Here is a 23,074-nt window from a genome sequence, read left to right as displayed (position 1 = left end):
GTACTGGAGGGGTGAGATGAACGGACTGCGGGTGGCGTCGTTGCTGGCGGCGACGATGACGACCGGGCTGATGGCGGGGATCTACGGGATCTACTCGAACGCCTTCATGCCCGGGCTGGCGACGACCGACGACAAGACGTTCGTCGGCGCGTTCCAGGCGACCGACCGGGCCATCATGAACCCGCTGTTCCTGCTGGTCGGGTTCCTCGGCGCGGCGGTGTTCACGGTGGCCGCCGGCCTGTTCAGCCTGCGGGAGCAGGCGCTGCCCTGGATCGCGGTGGCGTTCGTGCTGTACCTGGTCACGATGATCCTCACGATGGCGGTGAACGTCCCGCTGAACGACGCGCTCAAGGCGGCCGGCGACCCGAACACGATCGACGTCGCCGCCGCCCGCGCAGCCTTCAACGAGAGCCGCTGGCGGGCCTACAACCTCGTCCGCGTCGTACTCAGCACGGTCGCCTTCGGGCTCCTCGCCTGGGCCCTCTACCTGACCGGCAAATCAGCCGCCCAGCCCTGATGCGGCCCTGACGTGACACCGCGCGACGCCAGCGGGGCCGGCGACTACCGGATGTTGCTCACGGTGATCGCCGGGATCTCGCTCGGCGTCGCCGCGACCGCCTTGCCGACCCTGATCGAGGGCCCGTACCTGGACTGGACGTACGCCGCCAAGGTGGTGATGTGGTTCACCGGCGTGCTGGCCGGGATCCTCGAGTACCTGGCCGTCTCGTTCGGCGCCCGGCTCTACTTCACCCGGGTCGAGGTGTTCGCGACGACCAGCCTGGCCCTGGTGTTCCTGGCCCAGGCCGGCCTGTTCGTCGTCCTCACGCTGGACCGCGACGACCTGCTGGCGAGCCGCTGGTTCAGCGTGTACGCGATCTTCTGCCTGGCCGCCGCGCTGGAGGCCAACCACGGCCGCCGAGTGATCGTCCGGCACGCCGGAAATCGCTTCCCGGCGGACGTGGTCGCGCTGTACGTCCGCTCGCTGCGGGAGATCGTCGGCCTGCTCCTGGCCGCCGTGGTGACCGGGCTGGGGTTCGCGATCCTCGGGCAGTGGGCGGCCGACTGGCTCATCTTCGGGTTCGCGGTCGTCACGCTGCTCGTCGTACTGGCGGCGAATGTGCACCAGGAGCGGATCCGGAGTGTGCTGGCGACCCACGGGGTCCTGCCCGGGGGGCCGGCCTGAGAGAATGCGCGGGTGGCACCAGTTCAAGCTCCGCCGTCGCAGCAACTGCCCGCGGTCCAGAAGTTGCGGGTCCGGTTCGCCAAGCGCGGGCGGCTGCGATTCACCTCACACCGCGACTTCCAGCGGGCCTTCGAGCGCGCCGTCCGGCGCGCCGAGCTCCCGGTCGCGTTCTCGCACGGCTTCAGCCCGCACCCGAAGATCTCGTACGCCGGGGCCGCGCCGACCGGAGCCGCCTCCGAAGCGGAGTATCTGGAGATCTCGCTCACACACGAGCGGGACGCCGAGCAGGTCCGGAGTGCCCTGGACGAGGCGCTGCCGCCGGGCCTGGACGTCCTCGAGGTGGTCGTCGCCGGGCCGGGGTCGCTGGCCGAGCGGCTGGAGGCCAGCGAGTGGCAGATCGCCCTGCCAGGCGCGGATCCGGCCGCCGCGGAGGCCGCGGTGGCGGCGTTCCTCGCCCGGGACGAAATTCTGGTCGAGCGCATGACCAAACGGGGAGTTCGCTCGTTCGACTGTCGGGACGCGGTTCTCCGACTCACCGTCGCGAGTGAATCGGCCCAGGTTGCGACGTGTGCGATACTGCAAGTGGTGTTACGGCACGGAACCCCGGCCGTGAGACCCGACGACGTTCTCGCCGGCGTGCTCGAAGTAGCGACGCTCCCGGTGACGGGCCCGGCTCTTTTGACCAGGCTCGCCCAGGGCCCGCTCATCGCGGCCGCAGGCACGGTGGACGACCCGCTCGCTCGTGACCGCGACGCCACCCAGGCGACCGCGACCGGCCAGGCGGACGACCACCAGACGCACACAGCGGAGGGCGACGCCGCCGCTCCCTCCGAGCCCTGAGCACGGGCGGAGCGGATCCAGCAGGCTTCCGCCACTGCCGGCACAGACGCCGGCGCGTGGCGAACCGTGACCGCCTTGTGGCAGCGTCCGGACCCGTGACAGGGGTCGCAGGATGCGCCGGAGGGCTTGAGGAGACCCGCACCACATGCTCGACAACGAGCCGACCACCGAAGCAGCCGACACGGCTGCACCCGCCCAGCAGCAGCCATCCACTCGCCGGCGCACCGCGAAGAAGGCTCCTGCTGCGAAGAAGACCACGACCACCACACGCAAGCGGACGGCCAAGAAGGCCGTCGCCGCCGAGGAGGTCCCCACCCAGTCGGACGGCGAGTCCGCCGACCCGGCTCCGGTGAAGAAGACGGCCGCCAAGAAGGCGGCCGCCGCCAAGAAGACGACGGCGAAGAAGGCGCCCGCGGCGAAGAAGGCCGCGGCCAAGAAGACCGCCACCAAGCGGCCGGCGAAGAAGGCCGCCGAGCAGGACGCGTTCCCGGAGCTGAGCGAGGCGGAGACGTCCACCGCTGACGCCGGCCCGATCTTCGAGAGCGTCCCGGCGGCGAAGAAGACCACGCGCAAGCGCACCGCGAAGAAGGCGGCTGTCGCTCCCGTGGACGACCTGATCGCCGAGCAGTCCCCGGTCACCGACGGCCCGGTCGTCGACGCCGAGACCGACGAGGACGAGACCACCGAGACCGCTGAGGCCACCGAGACCGCTGAGGCCGGTGCGCCGGCTGAGGTCGCCGTACCCGAAGAGGCTCCGCAGCGGCGGACCCGGCGACGGGCGCCGGCTGCGGCCGCGGTGCTGTTCCAGGCGCCGACCGACGTGCCGAACAAGGCGCCCGCGCAGGCCGCGGCGACCAGCCCGGTCGAGGCGACGCCCGAGCCCACTGAGACCGCCGAGACCACCGAGCCGGGTGCCGACGAGCAGCCGACCACCACGCGTCGCCGCCGCAGCCGTCGCGGCCGCGACACCGAGGCCCGGGAGACCGAGGCGCGCGACGCCGAAGAGGTCGCCGCCGACCGCGCCGAGCCGGTGAAGGAGGCGGCCGCGGCCGTCGCCGAGGCCACCGAGGACGCCAAGGCCGCCGAGGCCGACGCCGAGTCCGAGGACGGCGACGACAGTGGCGAGGGCAGCCGTCGCCGCCGCCGGCGCCGCGGTGGCCGTCGCCGCCGCAAGTCCGGTGACGCCGACGGCGCCGAGGACAGCTCCGACGAGCAGTCCGACGACGACGAGCACGACGAGCCGGACAGCGCGACGGGCTCGGACGACGAGCAGGACGCCGCGGACGGCGACGACGACGAGGGCTCGGGCAGCTCCACCCGCCGTCGGCGCCGGCGTCGCCGCCGCCGTGGCGAGGACAGCGCCGCGTCGCCCGACGACCCGGACGAGACCGTCGTCCGCGTCCGCGAGCCGCGCAGCAAGAACACCGCCAACGAGATCACCGCGGTCGAGGGTTCGACCCGGCTGGAGGCCAAGAAGCAGCGCCGCCGCGAGGGCCGCGCCGCCGGCCGCCGCCGGGCGCCGATCGTCACCGAGGCCGAGTTCCTGGCCCGGCGCGAGTCGGTCGAGCGGACCATGGTGATCCGGTCCCGCGAGGACCTGACCCAGATCGCCGTGTCCGAGGACAACGTCCTGGTCGAGCACTACGTCGCCCAGGCCGAGCAGACCTCGCTGATCGGCAACGTGTACCTCGGCCGGGTGCAGAACGTGCTGCCCAGCATGGAGGCCGCGTTCATCGACATCGGCAAGGGCCGCAACGCCGTCCTGTACGCCGGTGAGGTCGACTGGGCCACGCTCGGCGGGGCCAACGGGCCGCGCAAGATCGAGCAGGTGCTGAAGTCCGGCCAGTCGGTGCTGGTCCAGGTGACCAAGGACCCGATCGGCCACAAGGGCGCCCGGCTGACCAACCAGATCAGCCTGCCCGGCCGGTACGTCGTCTACGTCCCGCGCGGCGGCAACGGCGGCATCAGCCGCAAGCTGCCCGACACCGAGCGGAACCGGCTGAAGACGATCCTCAAGGACATCGTCCCGGACGAGGCCGGCGTGATCGTCCGGACCGCGGCCGAGGGCGCCTCGGAGGAGGAGCTGACCGCCGACGTCAGCCGGCTGCAGAAGTACTGGACCGACATCGACAAGAAGTCGAAGAACGGCCAGGCTCCGCATTTGCTGCACGGTGAGCCGGACCTGCTGATCCGGGTGGTCCGCGACCTGTTCACCGAGGACTTCACCAAGCTGGTGATCTCCGGCGCCGACGCCTACGACCAGGTCCGCGAGTACGTCTCCGACGTCGCCCCGCACCTGGCCGACCGGGTGGAGAAGTGGACCGGCGACGGTGACGTCTTCGCGAACTTCCGGATCGACGAGCAGATCAAGAAGGCGCTGGACCGCAAGGTCTGGCTGCCGTCCGGCGGCTCGCTGATCATCGACCGGACCGAGGCGATGACGGTCGTCGACGTGAACACCGGCAAGTTCACCGGCTCCGGCGGCAACCTCGAGGAGACCGTCACCAAGAACAACCTGGAGGCGGCCGAGGAGATCGTCCGGCAGCTCAGGCTCCGCGACATCGGCGGCATCATCGTGATCGACTTCATCGACATGGTGCTGGAGTCGAACCGCGACCTGGTGCTGCGCCGGCTGGTCGAGTGCCTGGGCCGGGACCGGACCAAGCACCAGGTGGCCGAGGTCACCTCGCTCGGCCTGGTCCAGATGACCCGGAAGCGGATCGGCACCGGTCTGCTCGAGGCGTTCAGCGAGAACTGTGACCACTGCGGCGGCCGCGGCCTGATCCTGCACGACGAGCCGAAGGAGTCCCGCCGGCGCGACAGCCGCGGCGGCGGTGGCGGTGGCCAGGAGCAGAAGCCGGCCGCCGCCCAGGCCGACGAAGGCGGGCGGAAGAGCTCGCGTCGTCGCCGGGGCAAGGGCCGCGCCGAGGAGGAGCAGGCCGAGCCGGAGGCGTCGCAGCACAACGCTGACGCCGCCCAGCGGCTGGCCCAGATCGCTGCCGCCTCGGCGAAGAAGGAGCACGGCGACGACGTACCTGCTGAAGGCGCCGAGCCGGCCGCGGACACGTCCGGTACGCCGGAGCCGACCGGCTACCCGGTCTCCGCCGAGGCCGACGAGCAGGTCAGCCCGGAGGCCACCGGCTTCCCGGCGCCTGCCGAGACGGCCGAGGCGACGACGACCGTCGGTGCGTCGGACTCGGCGCAGGACGAGGCTGCGCAGAACGGCGCAGCGAAGACCACCCGGCGCCGGCGCAGCAGCCGGGGCCGGAGCAAGACAGCTACCGAGGGTGACGCGGCCAAGAGCGAGACCGAGGCCGCAGAGCTCGTCTCCACGGGCAGTTGACGAGCGGGTCCCCGAGCAGACGACCCGGTTTGACCCGTCTGTGAGGGGACCCGTAAACTTGAGCGTCGGCGCGCGTTCCGCGTGCCATGTTTGTGTGGGCCGCCAGGTCTGTGCAGGCCCCCGTAAGTTTTCCGAACCAGCAGAGAGTGAGATCCACGGTGTACGCGATCGTGCGCAGTGGCGGCACCCAGCAGAAGGTCGCCGTCGGCGATGTCATCGAGATCGACAGCCTGACGGACAAGGTGGGCGACACCGTGTCCCTGCCGGCGGTCCTGGTCGTCGATGGCGACACCGTGACGACCGACGCCGAGGCGCTCGCCAAGGTGGCTGTGTCGGCCGAGGTCCTGGGCCGCACCAAGGGCCCCAAGATCAACATCCTCAAGTACAAGAACAAGACCGGTTACCGCAAGCGCCAGGGGCACCGTCAGCACTACACCCAGGTCAAGGTCACCGCGATCGACGCTAAGAAGAAGTGAGCTGATCTGAGATGGCACACAAAAAGGGAGCGGCGTCGACCCGTAACGGTCGCGACTCCAACGCGCAGCGGCTCGGCGTGAAGCGGTACGGCGGCCAGCTGGTCAACGCCGGCGAGATCATCGTCCGGCAGCGTGGCACCCACTTCCACCCGGGCAACCTGGTCGGCCGTGGCGGCGACGACACGCTGTTCGCGCTGGCCGAGGGCACGGTCGAGTTCGGCACCCGGCGCGGTCGCCGCGTCGTCAACATCGTCCCGGCCCCGGCGGAGTAACACCGCCACCCGGACGTATTTCAAGCTCTGTCGAAGGGCGGGTCGCGGAATACCGCGCACCCGCCCTTCACGTTGTTACGGATGTCCAGGCCATCACAACGACCGCTGTAGCCGGCGTGCGAGCGTGGCTCGCGGTCGAGCGCGAGGATTGTGATGGCCTGGCGGTCCACCCCCAACAGAAAGCAGAACCACCCATGGCGATTCCCAGCTTTGTCGATCGGGTCACGGTGCAGGTTGCCGCGGGCCGCGGCGGAAACGGGTGCGCCTCGGTGCACCGGGAGAAGTTCAAGCCGCTCGGCGGCCCGGACGGCGGCAACGGCGGTGACGGCGGCAGCGTGATCCTGCGCGTCGACCCGGACGTGACCACGCTGGTCGACTACCACCGCTCCAGCCACCGCACCGCCACGAACGGGGCCCAGGGCAAGGGTGACCACCAGGCCGGCAGCAACGGCGCCGACGTCGTCCTGCCCGTTCCGGACGGCACTGTCATCAGTACGACGAGCGGCGAAGTCCTCGCCGACCTCGTCGGCACGGGCGCGGAGTTCGTCGCGGCCCGGGGCGGCAAGGGCGGCCTGGGAAACGCGGCGCTCGCCAGCAGCACCCGCAAGGCCCCCGGCTTCGCGCTGCTCGGCGAGGACGGTGAGGAACGCACTCTCGTCCTCGAGCTCAAGGTGGTCGCCGACGTCGGCCTGGTCGGCTTCCCGAGTGCCGGCAAGTCCTCGCTGGTCGCCTCGATCAGCCGGGCCCGGCCGAAGATCGCCGACTACCCGTTCACCACGCTGATCCCGAACCTCGGCGTGGTCGTTGCCGGTGACACTATTTTCACCGTGGCCGACGTACCCGGGCTGATCGAGGGCGCGAGCGAAGGGCGCGGGCTCGGGCACGACTTCCTGCGGCACGTCGAGCGGTGTGCGGCGCTGGTGCACGTGATCGACTGTGCGACCTACGAGCCGGGCCGGGACCCGGTCAGCGACCTCGACACGATCGAGGCCGAGTTGCAGGCGCACGGCGGGCTGGACGACCGGCCGCGGCTCGTTGCCCTGAACAAGATCGACGTGCCGGACGCGCGGGAGATCGCGGAGATGGTCCGGGCCGAGCTGGAGCAGCGCGGGCTGCGGGTGTTCCCGATCTCGACCGCGAGCCACGAAGGCCTGGAGGCGCTGAAGTTCGCGATGGCCGAGATCGTCGGCGAGCGCCGGGCGGCGGCGGACAAGCCCGACACCACGAGGATCGTGATCCGGCCCCAGGCGCAAGGTGGTCCCGAGTTCAAGGTGAAGAAGCTGCCGGAGGACGGCGGCTGGCTGGTGCAGGGCGAGAAGCCCGAGCGCTGGGTGAAGCAGACCGACTTCGCGAACGCGGAGGCGACCGGCTACCTGGCCGACCGGCTGAACCGGCTCGGGGTCGAGGAGGAGCTGCTCAAGCTGGGCGCGCTCCCGGGTGATGCGGTCGTGATCGGCGACGGGCCGAACGCGATCGTGTTCGACTTCGCGCCCGACGTCCAGGCCGGCGCCGAGATCCTGGCCCGGCGCGGTGAGGACCACCGGCTGGAGGAGGCCCGCCCGGCGGCCCAGCGGCGCCGGCAGAAGGACACCGAGTACCACGCCCACCGGTCCGGCGAGATCGTCACGGACCGGTCCGAGTACGGGCAGGGCTGGGTCGAGGACGAGGTCGACCTGTCCCCGGCCGAGGCCAAGCGAGCGGCAGAGAAGGCGGAGAAGCTGGCGCGCAAAGAGGCGCGCGAGCTTGAAGCACAGAAGGAACTCGACCAGAACGGTTGATTCTGATGAAACATCGCGCGGAGGCCGTGAAGGCCACGCGGATCGTGGTGAAGGTCGGCTCGTCCTCCCTGACCCAGCGCGGCAAGATCGATGTGGCACGCCTCCGGCTGCTGGTCGACGCCATCGCCGCGCGCCGGGTCGAGGGGACCGAGGTCGTGCTCGTCTCGTCCGGCGCGATCGCGGCCGGGCTGGCGCCGATGGGCCTGCGCACGCGACCGCGTGACCTGGCCACACAGCAGGCCGCGGCGTCGGTCGGGCAGGGCCTGCTGATGGCGCGCTACAGCGATGCGTTCGCGGCGCACGGGCTGAAGGTCGGCCAGGTGCTGCTGACGGTCGACGACGTGACCCGGCGCAGCCACTACCGCAACGCGTACCGGACGTTCGCGCGGTTGCTCGAGCTCGGCGTCGTACCGATCGTGAACGAGAACGACACGGTGGCGACGACCGAGATCCGGTTCGGTGACAACGACCGGCTGGCCGCGCTGACGAGTCACCTGGTGCACGCCGATCTGCTGCTTCTGCTGTCGGATGTCGACGGCCTGTACGACGGGGACCCGCGCAAGCCGGGTACGTCGATGGTCGCCGACGTCCGCGGACCGGCGGATCTCGAGAGGCTGAAGATCGGCCGGACCGGCGCCTCGGGGGTGGGTACCGGCGGCATGCAGACGAAGGTGGAAGCGGCCGCAATCGCCACGGAGGCAGGGATTCCGGTCGTCCTGACGTCGGCCGCGCGGGTCGGTGACGCGCTCAAGGGCCTGTCGGTCGGGACGCTCTTCCACCCGACCGGCCGCCGCCGCAAGACCCGCCTGCTCTGGCTCGCCCACGCCACCTCGGGCCAAGGTCGCCTCCGCCTCGACGAAGGCGCGGTCCGCGCGGTGACAGAGCGCCGTACGTCGCTCCTGCCGGCCGGAATCTCCGGCGTCGAAGGGACCTTCTCCGCGGGTGATCCGGTGGATCTGGTCTCACCTGCGGGGGTGGTCGTCGCCCGCGGCCTGGTCAACTACGACGCCGCCGAACTCCCAGACCTGCTGGGCCGCTCGACCCGCGACTTGGCCCGGGAGCTCGGGGCGGCGTACGAACGCGAAGTCGTCCACCGCGACGACCTGGTCCTCCTCTAGGGCTTGACCGCCAGGACCGGGCAGTCGGACTGAAGCAGGATGGTCTGCGCCTGGCTGCCCATCAGGAGTTTGCCGACGGGGGAGCGGCGGCGGAGTCCGATGACGATGAGCTCGGCGTTCAGCTCGTGGGCCAGGGCGAGGATCTGGTCCGCGGCGTCCTTGCCTTCCACAAGTTGTTTGAGCTCGTGCTCGACGCCGGAATCGGCCAGGCGGTGCTCGACCGAGTCCCACTGGTCGTGACTCGCGAACCGCCTGTCGACCAGGGCCTCGCCGCGGCTGGAGTTCACCACGACGAGCCGCTGCTCGCGCAGCCTGGCCTCCTCGATGGCGCTCTCGAGAGCGGCCACGCCCTCCTGGGTCGGCACGTATCCGACGATGATCGCCACGGCTACTCTCCCTTCTCGGCGGGCTGGGGTTCGGCGGCCTTCTTGCGGCTGCGGAGCCGGCCGACCACCGGCGGAACCACGAGCACCAGCAGGATGACGACGTACACGGTCTTGGAGAACCAGGTGTTGTAGAGACCGCTGATGTCGCCGTCGCTGATCTGCAGCGCACGCCGCATCTGCTCCTCCGCGGTCGGGCCGAGGATGATGCCGATGATCGCCGGCACCACCGGTAGCCCGTAGCGGCGCATCGCGAAGCCGAGCGCGCCGAGCACGAGCAGCAGCCACAGGTCGAAGGTGGACAGGTTCGCGGCGTAGGCGCCGATGCTGGCGAAGAACAGGATGCCGGCGTACAGGTACGGCCGGGGGATCCGCAGCAGCTTGGCCCACATCGGCGCCAGCGGCAGGTTCAGCGCGAGCAGGATCGCGTTGCCGATGAACAGGCTGGCGACCAGGCCCCAGACCAACTCCGGCTGCGTGTCCAGCAACCGGGGGCCGGGCTGGATGCCGTACCCCTGGAAGGCGCCGAGCATCACCGCGGCGGTCGCGGTGGTCGGGATCCCCAGCGTGAGCAGGGGAACCAGACCGCCCGCGGCCGACGCGTTGTTCGTCGCCTCGGGACCGGCGACGCCCTCGATCGCACCCTTGCCGAACTCCTCCGGGTGCTTGCTCAGCTTCTTCTCGGTGACGTACGACAGGAACGTCGGGATCTCGGCGCCCCCGGCCGGTACGGCGCCGAACGGGAAGCCGATCGCGGTCCCGCGCAGCCACGGCTTCCAGGACCGGCGCCAGTCGTCGCGGTCCATCCGGGCCGCGCCGACCGGGATGATCTCGGCCGGGGTACGGCGCAGGTGCGCGGCGATCCACAGCGCCTCGCCGACCGCGAACAGGCCGACCGCGACCACTACGACGTCGATGCCGTCGGCAAGCTCCGGGATGCCCAGCGTGAGCCGCTGCTGCCCCGAGGTCGGGTCGATCCCGATCAGGCCGATCAGCAGCCCGATCGCGAGCGAGGCCAGGCCGCGGATCTTCGACGAGCCGAGCACGGTGGTGACGGCGATGAACGCCAGCACCATCACGGCGAAGTAGTCCGGCGCACCCATCTTGATGGCCAGCTGGACCACCGCCGGGGCCAGCAACGCCAGGCAGAGGGTGCCGATCGTGCCGGCCACGAACGACCCGATCGCGGCCGTCGCGAGGGCGGCGGCCGCCCGGCCTCTCCGGGCCATCTTGTTGCCTTCGATCGCGGTGACCACCGACGCGCTCTCACCTGGGGTGTTCAGCAGGATCGAGGTGGTCGAGCCGCCGTACATGCCGCCGTAGTAGATGCCGGCGAACATGATGAACGCCTGGGTCGGCTCGAGCGAGTAGGTCAGCGGGAGCAGCAGCGCGATCGTCATCGCCGGGCCGATGCCCGGGAGAACGCCGATCGCGGTGCCGAGCAGGACGCCGAGGAAGGCGTACATCAGGTTGGCCGGTTGGGCCGCGGTGGCGAACCCGTTCATCAGTTCGGAGAACGCGTCCATCAGAGGATTCCCTTGAGGATGCCGACCGGCAGGGCGATGCCCAGCGCGAGGTTGAACAGGTACCAGGTGCCGACCGACAGCGCGATCGAGATGATCGCGTTGCGGACCAGGTGGCGGCTGCCGAGCGCGTACGTCGTACCGAAGAACAGCACCGCGCCGGAGACCGGCCAGCCCAGGCGTTCGATCAGCAGGATGTTGGCGACGAAGGCCGCGGCCAGCAGGCCGAGCGTCTTCCAGTCGCTGCCGTGCCCGAGGTCGACGTCCTCGCCGGCCTCCTGCTCACCCCGGCCACCGCGCAGGACGTCGATCGCCAGCAGTACGGCGGTCAGCACCAGCACCCCGCCGACGATCAACGGGACCGTCTTGGCGTCGACCGGTCCCCGCGCCTGCAGGTCGGGGAGCCGCAGCGCGTCGACCACGGCCCAGCAGCCGAGGATCAGGAGCAGGAGGGCCACTCCGAGTTCGGAGCGGCCCTGCTTCGCGCTCGTGGACGGGGTGCTCATCAGGACGTGAGACCCAGTTCCCGCAGCACGCCGGCGACCCGGTCGTTCTCCGCGGTCAGGAAGGTCTTGAACTCGTCACCGGTCTGGAACGCGTCGGTCCAGCCCTGGTCGGCCAGCGTCTTCTTCCACTGCTCGGAGTCGTGCATCTTGGTGAGCAGGTCGACGTACTCCTGCTTCTTCGCGTCGGACAGCTCGGGCGGCGCGACGATCCCGCGCCAGTTGGTGAAGACCATGTCGATGCCGAGGCTCTTCAGCGTGGGCGCGTCGACGCCCTCGACCGGGTTCTCGGTGGTGACCGCGAGGATCTTCACGTCACCGGTCTCGGCCTGCTCGGCGACCTCGCCGATGCCCGTGGCCGCGAACGCGACCTTCTTGCCGAGCACCGCGGTCAGCAGCTCGCCGCCGCCGTCGTACGGCACGTAGTTGACGTCCTTGGGCTGCACGCCGACCGCCTTCGCCAGCAGCATCGGGGTCAGGTGGTCCGGGCCGCCGGCGTTCGACGCGCCGCCGACCGGCACCTTGCCCGGGTCGGCCTTCCAGGCCGTGATCAGCTGGTCCAGGCTGGTGTACGGCGATCCCTTCGGCACCACGATCGCCTCCGCCTCCTCGATCAGCCTGGCGATCGGGACGGTGTCCTGCAGGGTGGCCTTCGACTTGTTGGTGTAGACGGCCCCGACCACGCCGAGCCCCATCTGCATCAGGATGTCTTCCTTGCCCTTCTCGTTGACCAGCCGCTGCAGGCCGACGGTGCCACCGGCGCCGGCGGTGTTGAACACCTCGACGGTGTCGGTCAGCTTGGCGTCCTGCATGGCCTTCGCGGCGGCGCGGGCGGTGGTGTCGTAGCCGCTGCCCGGGGAGTTCGGCACGAGGATGCGCAGGCCCTTCACCGGGCCGCTGTCGGTGCCGCCGGAGGCGTTGTCGTCGGCGCTGACGCCACAGCCGGTGGCCGCGACGGCGAGCGCCACCACGGTGGCGATACTGGTGAACCAGGTCCGTGCTCTCACGGCGGTCTCCTTGGTCTGCAGGGGTCCGGTCGCCGCCAGCGTGCCGCGCCCCTGGTCAGGGTGTCACCGTTGTGAACGCAATGTGCGTTGTGTTCATTGTGCTCACGCCAAAGATGGCGCGATCCGGCGCTCCCGAGCACAATCGAGCCGTGAAACCACGGTGGCGAGCGCTCCTTGGCCGGCGTCGCTGGACGCTGGCGGGGCGCATGCTGGCCATGCAGCTGCTGATCGTGCTGGTCGTCCTGATCGGCGTCGCCGCCGTCTCGGTGGCCCAGAGCAACGCCCGGTTCCGCGAGAACGAGGGCGGGCGGGCGCTCGAGATCGCCGAGTGGCTGGCGGTGACGTCCGGCGTGCGGAAGGCGGCCGCCTCGAACGGCACGGACTACCTGGGCCAGGCGCAGTCCCAGGTGGAGTCCGGGCGGACGTTGTCCGGTTCGACGTACGTCGTGATCGCGCTGGAGGACCGACGGGCCATCATCTCCACCGATCCACTGCCGAAGAACTCCGTCGTCCAGGTGCAGGCGACGGAGGCGTTCAACGGCCGGTCCTGGGTCGGGCAGGACGAGGTCACCGGCGCCACGCTCGCGATGGCGCCGATCCTCAACGACCCGACCGGCGCGACCGACGGCGTGGTGGTGGTCGGCCGGCAGTATCCCTCCGTCCTGGCCAGCCTCCGCGAGGCGCTGCCCAATCTGCTCGCCTACCTCGGGATCGCGAGTCTGCTCGGCGTCCTGGGGTCGTTGCTGCTGGCAAGAACCGTGAAACGGCAGACGCTCGGGCTGGAACCGCGGGAGATCGCCGGGCTGGTGGAGCAGCGCGAGGCGCTGCTGCACGGCATCAAGGAGGGCGTCCTCGCGGTCGACCTGCAGTGGCGCATCACGATGGTGAACGACCAGGCCGCCCATCTGCTCGGCGTCCCGGTGGCGTCGGCTGGGCAGGCGCTGGGCGAGGTGGACGACACCGGCCGGCTGGTGGAGATCTTCGACGGGCCGCAACCCGTCACCGACCGGATCCTGCCGCTGCACGGGCGGGTGCTGACCTCGAGCCGGATGCCGGTCCGCAGCCACGGCCGGCAGATCGGCTGGGTCGCGACGTTCCGGGACCGGACCGAGCTGCTCGAACTGCAACGTGAGCTCGACCTGACCCGGAACACCACCGACACGCTGCGTGCGCAGGCCCACGAGTTCAGCAACCGGATGCACATCGTCAGCGGACTCGTCGAGCTCGGCGAGTACGAGGAGGTACTGCGCTACATCCAGCAGGTCGCGGCCGACCAGACCGAGCTGACCGCCGGCGTCACCGCCCGGGTTGCGGATCCGGCCGTCGCCGCGCTGCTGATCGCGAAGTCGTCGCAGGCGGGCGAGCGTGGTGTCACCTTCGTGATCGAGCCGAGCAGCCTGCTACCGCGGCTGGACGAGCGGCTCGCGACCGACGTCTCGACGGTGCTCGGCAACCTGGTCGACAACGCGCTCGACGCCGCCGCGGGAGCGCCCGACCCCTTCGTGTCCGTGGAGGTGCTCGAACGCGAGGGCGCCGTACGGATCCAGGTCCGGGACTCCGGGCCGGGCGTGGACAGCGCGATGCAGCATCGAGTCTTCGCACATGGGTACAGCACGAAGAACAGTGCGTCCGGCGAGCACGGGATCGGGCTGGCGCTGGTCCGGGTGATCTGCCGCAAGCGCGGTGGCGACGTGACAGTGCACAACGACGCGGGGGCCGTGTTCGTGGCGACCCTGCCGATGCTGGCCCCGGTGGTGCGGACATGATTCAGGTGCTCGTGGTCGACGACGACTTCATGGTGGCGCGGTTGCACTCCAGCGTGGTGTCCCGTCAGCCCGGGTTCGAGGTGATCGGTGCCGCGCGCAACGGTCACGAGGCGCTGGCCGCCGTACGCTCGCTGCGGCCGGATCTCGTCCTGCTCGACATCCATCTGCCGGACATGAGCGGGTTGGAGGTGCTGCGGCGGTTTCGGGAGTCGTCGGGCGACTACCCGGTCGACGTGATCGTGATCAGTGCGGCGCGGGATCTCGAGAGCGTGCGTACGGCGTTGCGCGGCGGCGTGTTCCAGTACCTGGTCAAGCCGTTCGAGATCGAGTCGCTGCGCGGGAAGCTGACGGAGTACGCCGAGCATCGGGAGGAGCTCCAGCGGCTGACCGACGCCGATCAGGCGGAGGTCGACCGGGTGTTCCGCGCGCAGGGGAGTCGCGGGCCGTCGTCCGCGCCGAAGGGGATCAGTCCGGAGACGACGGAACTGGTGATCAAGGCGCTCGCGGACGCCGCGGAAGATGGGATGTCGGCCAGCGACTGTGCTTCCGTGACCGGGCTGTCCCGGAGCAGCACGCGGCGGTACCTAGAACACCTGGTGACGATCGGCCGCGCGGAGATGCGGCCGCGGTACGGCGTGGCCGGGCGGCCTGAACGTCGCTACCGGCTGCTCAGGCGCTAGGCGGATAGCTCAGGCGTTGGGTAGCCGCTCGCCGATCGCGGACAGGGCGGTGTCGCGGGCGGTCAGGACGTGCTCCTCGGCGAGCTGCCGGGCCCGGACGGCGTCGCGGGTCACCAGCGCGTCGAGGATGGCGCGGTGCTCGTCCAGCGCGGCGGTCCGGCGGAGCTGCGACTGGTTCGTGAAGGCCCGGTACCGCGCCATCTGACCGTCGACCTGCTGGTGCAGCCGGGCAGCCCACCCGTGCGCCGCGATCTCGGCGATCTCGAGGTGGAAGTCGTGCCCGGCGTTCATCGCGTCCTCGGCGAACTCGACCAGCCGCTCGTTCCGCGCCACCAGCCGGGTCAGCGCCTCCGCGCCCTCGTCGGTCATCCGCTCGGCCGCCTCCGCCGCCATCAACCCTTCCAGCGCGGCCCGGACCGTGTAGAGCTCGTCGATCTCCTGGGCCGACAGCGACCGCACGACCATCCCGCCGGTGGGCAGCTGGTCCACCAGGTCCTCGGCGAGCAACAACCGGAGCGCTTCGCGTAGCGGCGTACGGCTGACTTGCAGTTGCTGGGAGAGCTCAGGCTCGAACAGTCGCCGGCCCGGCGGCAGCTCGAGCGACAGGATCTGCCGCTTCAGCTCGGCGTACACGACCTGGCCGCCGGAGGCGCGCCGCAGCTTGTCCGTCATCTGATCACTCCCTTTGCACACTTGTATACAAGTATGCTTCCGTAGTCTCAGTCATCGTAACCGCCAGATCGGAGCAACGGATGGCGTCAGCCCAGCGGACGCGCCCGGAGGCGCTGCTGTCGTTCACCGCGGCCGTGCTGCGCGCGGAAGGCGTGCCCGGGCCTGACGCACACCTCCTGGCGGACACCCTGGTGACCGCCGAGCTGTGGGGGCACGCATCCCACGGCATGCTCCGCCTGCCCTGGTACGTCGCCCGCCTCCGCAGCGGCGCGATGGAGCGGGTCACCCGGACCGAGCGCGTCCGCGACACCGGTGCGCTGGTGGTGCTGGACGGCGGCAACGGCATCGGCCAGGTGATCACCGACGAGGCTGTGGCGCTGGGCGTCCAACGGGCCCGTGAGTACGGCGTGAGTGCCATCGGCATCCGGAATTCGGGCCATTTCGGCACCGCGGCGTACTTCACCCGCAAGGCCGCCGACGAGGGCTGTGTCGCCTTCCTCTGCACGAACGCCAGCCCGGCGATGGCGCCGTGGGGCGGCCGGCAGAAGAGTGTCGGCACCAACCCCTGGTCGATCGCGGCGCCGGCCGGACGGCACGGGACGGTCGTGATGGACCTGGCCAACACCGCCGTTGCCCGCGGCAAGGTCTACCTCGCCGCCGAGCGCGGGACCGAGATCCCCGAGGGCTGGGCCGCGGACGCCGACGGCAATCCGACCACCGATCCGCGGAGCGCGATCGAGGGCCTGATCCTGCCGATGGCCGGGCCGAAGGGCTACGTGATCTCGTTCATGTTCGACGTACTCGCCGGGGTGCTGACCGGCAGCGCGTTCGGTGCCGACGTGGCCGGGCCCTACGAACCGGACGCGCCGAGCGGCGCCGGGCACCTGCTGCTCACCATCGACGTCGCTGCCATGGACGACCCAGCGTCGTACGCCGAACGCGTCGAAGCCCTCGTGGATGCGACCCGATCGGCCGAGACCGCGGAGTGGGCGGACCGGATCCTCGTCCCCGGCGAGCTCGAGGACCGCAACCTCGCCGAGCACACCGCCACCGGCATCACCCTGACCGCCACCACCTGGACCAGCCTGGTCACGCTCGCCGCCGAGACCCAGGTCGACCTGCCACCCACGGAGGAACTCGCCGCATGATCAGCCTCACCGTCTCCCTCCAGGTGGTTCCTGGACACCTCGACACGTTCGTCGACGCGATCCGGACCCAGGCCGAGCGCTCGTTCACCGACGAGCCGGGCTGCCTGTACTTCGACGTCAGCCAGGACCAGGCCGACGACCACCACTTCACCCTGTACGAGGTGTACGCCGACGAGGCCGCCGTCGAGGCGCACCGCGCGGCCCCGCACTTCCCGGTCTGGCGGGAAGCCGTCGCCGCGCACGTCGTCCCCGGCAGCCAGGCCAACACCCTGGCCAACCGCCTCTTCCACCACTCTTCTGAGGACAACCGATGAACTTGCTGATCCGTCCGGGCGAGGTCGAGCCGTTCGACCGTGGCAACGGGGTCGTCACGCTGCCGTACGTCGGCCGCTGGAACTCCGAGATCAACCGGATCACCACCGGTCAGACCGTGTTCGCCCCGGGCACCGGGCTGCCGCTGCACAGCCACAACGTCGAGGAGTCGGTCCTGATCCTCGAGGGCGACGCGGTCGCGGTGATCGACGGCGAGGAGTTCGACCTGGTCGCGGGCGACGCGACCTGGGTCCCGGCCGGCATCCCGCACCGGTTCTACAACCGCGGCACGACCCCGATGCGGATCTACTGGGTGTACGGCGGCCGCGACGTGACCCGGACCATGACCGCGACCGGCGAGACCTTCGAGCACCTGTCGGAGAACGACCGCGGCGGGTTGAGCGCCCGATGATCACCACGATCAACCCCGCCAACGGGAACACGCTGGCGACGTACGGCGCGATGACGCCGGCCGAGCTCGAGCAGGTCGTCGGACAGGCCGCTCCGGCCGCTGCCGAGTGGGGAGCCGTGCCGGTCGCGGCTCGTTTGGAGGCGTTGACGCGGCTGGCTGCCGAGCTCCGAGGCTCTGCCGACGACCTGGCCGCCGTCGTCACGGCCGAGATGGGCAAGCCGATTGGTGAGGCAGAGGGGGAGATCGAGAAGTCGGCCGTCACCGCCGAGTACTACGCGGCGCACGGTACGGCGATCCTCGCCGACGAACCGGTGGCGATCGACGGCGTGCGGGCGTGGGTGTCGTACGAGCCGATCGGACTGGTGCTCGCGGTGATGCCGTGGAACTTCCCGGTCTGGCAGGTGCTGCGGTTCGCCGTGCCGACGCTTGCTGCTGGCAACGGTGTGTTGCTGAAGCACTCGCCGAACGTGACCGGGTCCGCGCTGGCGATCGAGGCCGTCTTCCGCGCTGCCGGGTTCCCGGAGCACTTGGTCCGCACGCTGGTCGTGGAGGAGGCCGACGTACCGGAGACGATCGAGCGGCTGATCGCGGACGACCGGATCGCGGCGGTCACGTTGACCGGCAGCAACCGGGCGGGGGCTGCGGTGGGTGCGGCTGCCGGGCGGGTGTCGAAGAAGTCCGTGCTCGAGCTGGGGGGCTCGGACGCTTTCGTCGTCCTGGCCGATGCGGATCTCGAAGCAGCTGCTGCGGCCGCAGTCAGGGCTCGGTTCACGAACTCTGGTCAGAGCTGTGTTTGTGCGAAGCGGTTCATCGTCGAGGCGGCGGTGGCGGACGAGTTCATCGAACGGTTCGTGGTCGGGGTCAAGGGGCTCGCGGTCGGGGATCCGACGGATCGCTCGGTCGCGGTCGGGCCGTTGGCGCGGGACGATCTGCGGGCTGCCTTGCAGCGGCAGGTGGATGCGTCGGTTGCGGCTGGGGCTGTGCTGGTTGCGGGTGGCGGGAGTGTCGACGGGCCTGGGTACTTCTTCGAGCCGACCGTGCTGACCGGGACCGCGCCGGGGATGCCGGCGTTCGACGAGGAGACGTTCGGCCCGGTCGCCGCGGTGGCGGTGGCTCGCGATGCCGATCACGCCGCCGAGTTGGCGGGTGCGACGCAGTACGGACTGGGGTTGAGCATCTGGACGGGCGATCCCGAACGGGGCGTTCGGCTTGCGCGGCGGATCACGTCCGGCGCGGCCTTCGTCAACGCGGTCGTGGCCTCCGACCCGCGGGTGCCGTTCGGCGGGACCAAGCGGAGCGGTTACGGGCGGGAGCTGGCCGCCGTCGGGCTTCGTGAGTTCACGAACACCCGCACCTACTGGGTGGCTTGAGACGGCTGGGCCGGCCGACGGTCGAGCACCCTACGATGGGAGGGTGAGCGAGATCATCGAGCTGGCCGGCCGGGCGCGCGAGGCGTCGTACGCGCTGGCGGAGGCCTCCCGGGCGACCAAGGACGCGGCGCTGCACGCGATGGCGGCGGCGTTGCGGGCGAACACGGACACGATCGTCGCGGCGAACGCCAAGGACGTGGCGGCCGCCCGCGAGGCCGGTACGCCGGAGTCCACGGTCGATCGGCTGGCGCTGAACCCGGCCCGCGTGGACGGGATGGCCGCCGGGCTCGAGCAGCTCGCCGGCCTGACCGACCCGGTCGGTGAGGTCGTCCGCGGCTACACGCTGCCGAACGGGCTGGAGCTTCGCCAGGTGCGGGTGCCGTTCGGCGTGGTCGGCATCATCTACGAGGCCCGCCCGAACGTGACCGCCGACGCGGCCGGTATCTGCCTGAAGTCCGGCAACGCGGTGCTGCTGCGCGGTTCGTCCTCGGCCGCCGCGTCCAACGAGGCGATCGTCGCCGTACTGCGGGACGCCGCCTCGGAAGCCGGGCTGCCGGCCGATGTGGTGCAGGGCGTGCCGACGGACCGGGCCGCGGTGAAGGAGCTCATGCAGGCGCGCGGGCTGGTCGACGTGCTGATCCCGCGTGGCGGCGCCGGGCTGATCCAGGCCGTGGTGACCGAGTCGACCGTGCCGGTGATCGAGACCGGGGTCGGCAACTGTCACGTGTATGTCGACAAAGATGCGGATCTGGATCTCGCGCTGACGATCCTGCTGAACGCGAAGACGCAGCGGCCGAGCGTGTGCAACGCGGCCGAGTCGTTGCTGGTGCACTCCTCGGTCGCTCCGGAGTTCCTGGCCCGGGCGCTGCCGGCGCTGGCCGAGGCGGGCGTGACCGTCCACGGTGACCCGACGGTGGTTGCTGCCGGCAAGGATGTGGTCGAGGCGACCGAGGAGGACTTCGGGGCCGAGTACAACTCGCTCGACCTGTCCGCCGCCGTGGTCGACTCGCTGGAGGCGGCGGTGCAGCACATCCGCCGGTACAGCTCCGCTCACACCGACGCGATCATCACCCGCTCCCAGGCCGCGGCCCGCCGGTTCGTCGCCGCGGTCGACTCGGCCGCGGTGGTCGTCAACGCCAGCACCCGGTTCACCGACGGCGGCGAGTTCGGCTTCGGCGCCGAGATCGGCATCTCCACCCAGAAACTCCACGCCCGCGGCCCGATGGGCCTCCCGGAGATGACCTCCACCAAGTACGTCGTCACCGGCGAAGGTCAGATCAGGACCTGAGCCGGCCTGCTCGTGATGACCGGCGGCTCGGGCGAGACGATCGCCAGAGCCGCCGAGTAGCTGGGGTCAACGCTCAGCTCGACCACCTGCATGCCGTCCGGGACCCCCGTGACGGTTCGCAGATCTTTGCGGAGCCCGGCACCGGTCGCCTTGACGATGGCTTCCTTCCGCGTCCAGTACGTGGTGAACGCCCGGGCGCGGTCCTCGTGACGCGACAGCGCCTTGAGCTCGTCCTCCGCGAGGCTCAGCCTCGCGAGCCCGTCGACGTCGATCCGTGGATCGATCTTCTCCACGTCCAGCCCGACCGGGCGATCGCTGACCGCGACCCCGACCAGCTCGCCGGAGTGCGTCACCGACAGCTCGACGCCGTAGGCCCGCACCTTCCCGTGCGGCTTCCCGCAGTCCGGGCAGGTCCGGTCGAGGCTGATACTTGCCGCAGGCAACGCGAGACGCCGCGCGAGCACCCGCCGTACGATCGTGCACCCCAGCAGGAACCGCGCCTTGTCCTCCGGGCGCACGTAGGCCTGGTGGCGTTGACGTTCGACCGGATCCAGATCGTCGGCGAACTCCGCCCGGACCTGCGCGATCCGCCCCCACCAGACCTCGACCTCCGTCACACCGGCCCCGGCTTCCAGGTCAGCGTGCCGTTCTGCAGATCGTCGACAATCGACTCGATCCAGCGCACCTCGGCCTCGGCGATCGCCTTTAGGTACTCGGTCTCCAGCAGCGCCCACCGCGGCACCGGCTCCCCATCGTTCTCCGCGCTCAGCTCCGAGTCGTAGTCCCGGATGCGTTGCTCGAGCCGCCCCCGCCGTTCCGCGAGCAACTCACCGGCGGTCTCCGGCGGCAGCAGCATCACGAACGACAGTGCGGCCGGGAACTCGGGGAACTCGTTGCGCGGCGTGGTGATGATCTCGGTCAGCCACTGCCGGCAGACCGTCCGCCCTTCCTCGGTCAGGTGGTACGTCGTCCGCTCCGGGTAGCGCTCGTCCCGCTCGGTCGCGCCGACCGCGATCAGCCCGCCGTCCTCCAGGCGGTCGATCATCCGGTACAGGCTGGTGCGCTGGCCGACGTTCACGACCTGGTCCTTGCCCCACTGCTTGATCAGCCGCTGCATCCCGTACGGGTGCAGCGGCCCGTTCTCGAGCAGGCCGAGGATCGCGAGCGCCAGCGGGGAGCGGCGATGGGTCATGGGCTCAGCCTACGTGTTCAAGATACTAGTTGCAATGTAACTAGATCGTGTGTGACTATCGAATCCATGGTGACAACTGAGCTGACACAGGGCGCGGTGGAATCCCGCGACGGCACCCGGATCGGGTACTGGAAGACCGGCCGCGGTCCCGCGGTCGTCCTCGTGCACGGGAGCATGGAGTCCGGTCGCAGCCACCTGCTTCTGGCTGAGGCGCTGGCCGACGACTTCACCGTGTACCTGCCGGATCGGCGTGGGCGCGGGCTGTCCGGTCCACACCGGCCTGACCACTCCGTGCGTACCGAGGTGGAAGACCTCGAGGCGGTGCTGGCCGACGCCGACGCGTCGATGGCGTTCGGGGTGAGCGCCGGGGGAGCGGTCGTGATGGAGGCGGCGCGGACCTTGCCGGCGCTCCGCAAGGTGGCGGTCTACGAGCCTGCGCTGGTCGCGGACGGCGCTGCGCATCGGGCGTGGCTGGCTCGCTTCGACGACGAGATCGCCCGCGGGGACATCCCGGCTGCGATGGTGACGAGCATGTTCGGGCTGCAGATGGCGCCGGCGTTCCTGAAGGTGTTCCCGCGGCGGATGTTGGTACGAATGACCGAGAAAATGCTGGTCAAGGAGGGGCTTGGCGCCGAGGCCGACGCGGTCACCATGCGCAAACTGGCGCCGACGATCCATCAGGAAGGCGTGATCATCGCTGAGTTGGCCGCCAGCTTCGGCAAGATGCGGACGGTCGGCGCGGAGGTCCTGTTGATGGGCGGGAGCAAGGGGCTGCCGATTCTCAAGCCCGGCCGGGATGCGCTGGAGAAGGCGTTGCCGCACTGCCGGCGGATCGAGTTCGACGGCCTCGACCACGGTTCGTCCAGCGATCCGGGTGGGACGAACCCGCGGGGCAGTGCTCAGGCGGTCGGCAGGATCGCGGCTCAGGTCAAGGCGTTCTTGAAGCAGTCGTGAAGGCCCAGTCGACGGCCTCGGCGATGTCGGTGACCGGGTACTTGACGGCCTGTACGACGCGGTCCGGCCCGACCACGAGGACGACGCGCTTCAACCGCTCGTACCCGCCGGCGCGGAAGGTCGGCAGCCGGAGCGCGGCGGCCAGCTCCAGGTCCTGGTCGGACAGCAGTGCGTGCGGGATCTCCTCCGACGCGGCGAACGCGCGCTGTTCGTCCGGGCGCTGGGTGCTGACGCCGCGGATGGCGATCCGTTGTGCGGCGAACTCGTCGTACCGCGCTCCGAAAAGGCGGTTCTCCAACGTGCAGCCGCTGGCGCCGGCGATCTCGCTCCAGCCGTCCGGCAACGGAGTCGGCCGGCCGGTCGCCGGATAGCCGAAGAGGACGGTTGCTCGGGCGTCCGGGTCGATCACGTCGAGCGCCGCGCCGGCTGTGGATGGCAGCTCGATCTTGGGGATGTGCTGACCTGGGAGCTGATGGATCCGGTGCGCTGGTGGCTCGTCGTTCGCGTTGGTGCCGGTGAGTGAGCCGTCGCCGAGCAGCCAGCGGTCGCCCCAGTCCTGGAGCGCGACCAGCACCGGGAGCAGCGCGCGACCGCGTGGGGTGAGCCGGTAGGCGTAGCGGGTCGGGCGGTCCTGGTACGGCGATCGCTCGACGATCCCGCTGTCGAGCAGACCGGTCAGCCGCTCGGTCAGCACCTTGCGGGAGATGTGCAGCGACTCCGCGAGCTGGTCGAAGCGATCGACGCCGCGGGCCAGGTCGCGGACGATCAGCAGCTCCCAGCCGTCGCCGATCACGCCGAGGGACTGCGCGATCGCACAGTCCGGCTCGGGTTCGAAACTGCTTCGACGCACCACG

General features: G+C 70.6%; 24 protein-coding genes. 16 read left to right on the top strand and 8 right to left on the bottom strand.

The annotated features are described in order from the left end of the window. Positions 1-16: 16 nt before the first annotated feature. The 8 genes from ACWCOV_RS24075 to proB all read left to right on the top strand — a co-directional run bounded on the left by ACWCOV_RS24075 (position 17) and on the right by proB (position 9,010). The gene (locus ACWCOV_RS24075) at positions 17-517 is read left to right on the top strand and encodes an anthrone oxygenase family protein (protein WP_449831546.1); all 501 of its coding nucleotides are present in this window, start codon (positions 17-19) and stop codon (positions 515-517) included. 12 nt (positions 518-529) lie between these two features. Further along, positions 530-1,183 (top strand): hypothetical protein, encoded by a 654-nt coding sequence (locus tag ACWCOV_RS24070; protein ID WP_449831545.1) that lies wholly within the window; start codon positions 530-532, stop codon positions 1,181-1,183. Positions 1,184-1,195: 12 nt separating this feature from the next. Continuing rightward, positions 1,196-2,023 carry a TIGR03936 family radical SAM-associated protein gene (locus ACWCOV_RS24065; RefSeq protein ID WP_449831544.1) on the top strand — a complete coding sequence of 276 codons (828 nt, stop codon included), beginning with the start codon at positions 1,196-1,198 and terminating at the stop codon, positions 2,021-2,023. Positions 2,024-2,168: 145 nt separating this feature from the next. Then, a complete protein-coding gene (locus ACWCOV_RS24060) occupies positions 2,169-5,366 on the top strand; it encodes an Rne/Rng family ribonuclease (RefSeq protein ID WP_449831543.1) in 3,198 nt (1,065 codons plus the stop codon). A 158-nt stretch (positions 5,367-5,524) separates the two neighbouring features. Then, positions 5,525-5,842 (top strand): 50S ribosomal protein L21, encoded by a 318-nt coding sequence (rplU, locus tag ACWCOV_RS24055; protein WP_449831597.1) that lies wholly within the window; start codon positions 5,525-5,527, stop codon positions 5,840-5,842. Positions 5,843-5,853: 11 nt separating this feature from the next. After that, positions 5,854-6,114, top strand: coding sequence for a 50S ribosomal protein L27 (rpmA, locus tag ACWCOV_RS24050; RefSeq protein ID WP_132152713.1), 261 nt, complete (start codon positions 5,854-5,856; stop codon positions 6,112-6,114). Positions 6,115-6,308: 194 nt separating this feature from the next. Next, positions 6,309-7,892 carry a GTPase ObgE gene (gene obgE, locus ACWCOV_RS24045; protein ID WP_449831542.1) on the top strand — a complete coding sequence of 528 codons (1,584 nt, stop codon included), beginning with the start codon at positions 6,309-6,311 and terminating at the stop codon, positions 7,890-7,892. A gap of 5 nt (positions 7,893-7,897) precedes the next feature. Further along, positions 7,898-9,010: a glutamate 5-kinase gene (gene proB / locus ACWCOV_RS24040; RefSeq protein WP_449831541.1), complete on the top strand. Its 1,113-nt coding sequence runs from the start codon at positions 7,898-7,900 to the stop codon at positions 9,008-9,010. Here proB and ACWCOV_RS24035 read toward each other — a convergent pair. From ACWCOV_RS24035 to ACWCOV_RS24020, 4 genes are read right to left on the bottom strand one after another with little or no spacing between them, the layout of a single operon-like run. Further along, positions 9,007-9,396 (bottom strand): universal stress protein, encoded by a 390-nt coding sequence (locus tag ACWCOV_RS24035; protein WP_449831540.1) that lies wholly within the window; start codon positions 9,394-9,396, stop codon positions 9,007-9,009. The two genes, proB and ACWCOV_RS24035, sit on opposite strands and share 4 nt — an antisense overlap. A 2-nt stretch (positions 9,397-9,398) precedes the next feature. Continuing rightward, positions 9,399-10,919 carry a tripartite tricarboxylate transporter permease gene (locus ACWCOV_RS24030; protein WP_449831539.1) on the bottom strand — a complete coding sequence of 507 codons (1,521 nt, stop codon included), beginning with the start codon at positions 10,917-10,919 and terminating at the stop codon, positions 9,399-9,401. Continuing rightward, entirely contained in the window at positions 10,919-11,422 is a 504-nt protein-coding gene (locus ACWCOV_RS24025; RefSeq protein WP_449831538.1) for a tripartite tricarboxylate transporter TctB family protein, read from the bottom strand. Before ACWCOV_RS24025 ends, ACWCOV_RS24030 begins: the two co-directional genes overlap by 1 nt. Further along, positions 11,422-12,426: a Bug family tripartite tricarboxylate transporter substrate binding protein gene (locus tag ACWCOV_RS24020; RefSeq protein WP_449831537.1), complete on the bottom strand. Its 1,005-nt coding sequence runs from the start codon at positions 12,424-12,426 to the stop codon at positions 11,422-11,424. The genes ACWCOV_RS24025 and ACWCOV_RS24020 overlap by 1 nt, the downstream gene beginning before the upstream one ends. Before the next feature lie 149 nt (positions 12,427-12,575). Between ACWCOV_RS24020 and ACWCOV_RS24015 the strand changes: the two genes are divergently transcribed. Continuing rightward, positions 12,576-14,192 (top strand): ATP-binding protein, encoded by a 1,617-nt coding sequence (locus ACWCOV_RS24015; RefSeq protein ID WP_449831536.1) that lies wholly within the window; start codon positions 12,576-12,578, stop codon positions 14,190-14,192. Further along, a complete protein-coding gene (locus tag ACWCOV_RS24010) occupies positions 14,189-14,872 on the top strand; it encodes a response regulator (RefSeq protein ID WP_449831535.1) in 684 nt (227 codons plus the stop codon). Before ACWCOV_RS24015 ends, ACWCOV_RS24010 begins: the two co-directional genes overlap by 4 nt. Positions 14,873-14,881: 9 nt before the next feature. Here the strand turns inward: ACWCOV_RS24010 and ACWCOV_RS24005 are convergent, their stop codons facing one another. Next, the gene (locus tag ACWCOV_RS24005) at positions 14,882-15,544 is read right to left on the bottom strand and encodes a GntR family transcriptional regulator (protein WP_449831534.1); all 663 of its coding nucleotides are present in this window, start codon (positions 15,542-15,544) and stop codon (positions 14,882-14,884) included. A gap of 80 nt (positions 15,545-15,624) precedes the next feature. Between ACWCOV_RS24005 and ACWCOV_RS24000 the strand changes: the two genes are divergently transcribed. From ACWCOV_RS24000 to ACWCOV_RS23980, 5 genes are read left to right on the top strand one after another with little or no spacing between them, the layout of a single operon-like run. After that, the gene (locus tag ACWCOV_RS24000; protein WP_449831533.1) at positions 15,625-16,692 is read left to right on the top strand and encodes an Ldh family oxidoreductase; all 1,068 of its coding nucleotides are present in this window, start codon (positions 15,625-15,627) and stop codon (positions 16,690-16,692) included. Beyond that, complete coding sequence (locus ACWCOV_RS23995; RefSeq protein WP_449831532.1) at positions 16,689-17,006, top strand: putative quinol monooxygenase; 318 nt, start codon at positions 16,689-16,691, stop codon at positions 17,004-17,006. The genes ACWCOV_RS24000 and ACWCOV_RS23995 overlap by 4 nt, the downstream gene beginning before the upstream one ends. Next, a complete protein-coding gene (locus ACWCOV_RS23990) occupies positions 17,003-17,416 on the top strand; it encodes a cupin domain-containing protein (protein ID WP_449831531.1) in 414 nt (137 codons plus the stop codon). Before ACWCOV_RS23995 ends, ACWCOV_RS23990 begins: the two co-directional genes overlap by 4 nt. Next, complete coding sequence (locus ACWCOV_RS23985; RefSeq protein ID WP_449831530.1) at positions 17,413-18,786, top strand: aldehyde dehydrogenase family protein; 1,374 nt, start codon at positions 17,413-17,415, stop codon at positions 18,784-18,786. Before ACWCOV_RS23990 ends, ACWCOV_RS23985 begins: the two co-directional genes overlap by 4 nt. 43 nt (positions 18,787-18,829) lie before the next feature. Beyond that, positions 18,830-20,074: a glutamate-5-semialdehyde dehydrogenase gene (locus ACWCOV_RS23980; protein WP_449831529.1), complete on the top strand. Its 1,245-nt coding sequence runs from the start codon at positions 18,830-18,832 to the stop codon at positions 20,072-20,074. On the opposite strand, the gene ACWCOV_RS23975 is transcribed toward ACWCOV_RS23980, so the two are convergent. Together ACWCOV_RS23975 and ACWCOV_RS23970 are read right to left on the bottom strand one after the other, a co-directional pair. Next, positions 20,059-20,691 carry a 4'-phosphopantetheinyl transferase family protein gene (locus ACWCOV_RS23975; RefSeq protein WP_449831528.1) on the bottom strand — a complete coding sequence of 211 codons (633 nt, stop codon included), beginning with the start codon at positions 20,689-20,691 and terminating at the stop codon, positions 20,059-20,061. The genes ACWCOV_RS23980 and ACWCOV_RS23975 overlap by 16 nt on opposite strands. Next, complete coding sequence (locus ACWCOV_RS23970) at positions 20,688-21,266, bottom strand: helix-turn-helix transcriptional regulator (RefSeq protein WP_449831527.1); 579 nt, start codon at positions 21,264-21,266, stop codon at positions 20,688-20,690. The genes ACWCOV_RS23975 and ACWCOV_RS23970 overlap by 4 nt, the downstream gene beginning before the upstream one ends. Before the next feature lie 66 nt (positions 21,267-21,332). Here ACWCOV_RS23970 and ACWCOV_RS23965 point away from each other — a divergent pair, with 66 nt between their 5' ends. Next, positions 21,333-22,220 carry an alpha/beta fold hydrolase gene (locus ACWCOV_RS23965; RefSeq protein ID WP_449831526.1) on the top strand — a complete coding sequence of 296 codons (888 nt, stop codon included), beginning with the start codon at positions 21,333-21,335 and terminating at the stop codon, positions 22,218-22,220. On the opposite strand, the gene ACWCOV_RS23960 is transcribed toward ACWCOV_RS23965, so the two are convergent. Further along, positions 22,195-23,070, bottom strand: a complete 876-nt coding sequence (locus ACWCOV_RS23960) for a winged helix-turn-helix transcriptional regulator (protein ID WP_449831525.1) — start codon at positions 23,068-23,070, stop codon at positions 22,195-22,197. The genes ACWCOV_RS23965 and ACWCOV_RS23960 overlap by 26 nt on opposite strands. Positions 23,071-23,074 lie beyond the last annotated feature (4 nt).

The sequence above is a fragment of the Kribbella sp. NPDC002412 genome (genome assembly GCF_053592935.1).
The sequence above is the reverse complement of the archived record's forward strand: the minus strand, read 5'-3'. Positions and strand labels throughout refer to the sequence as shown.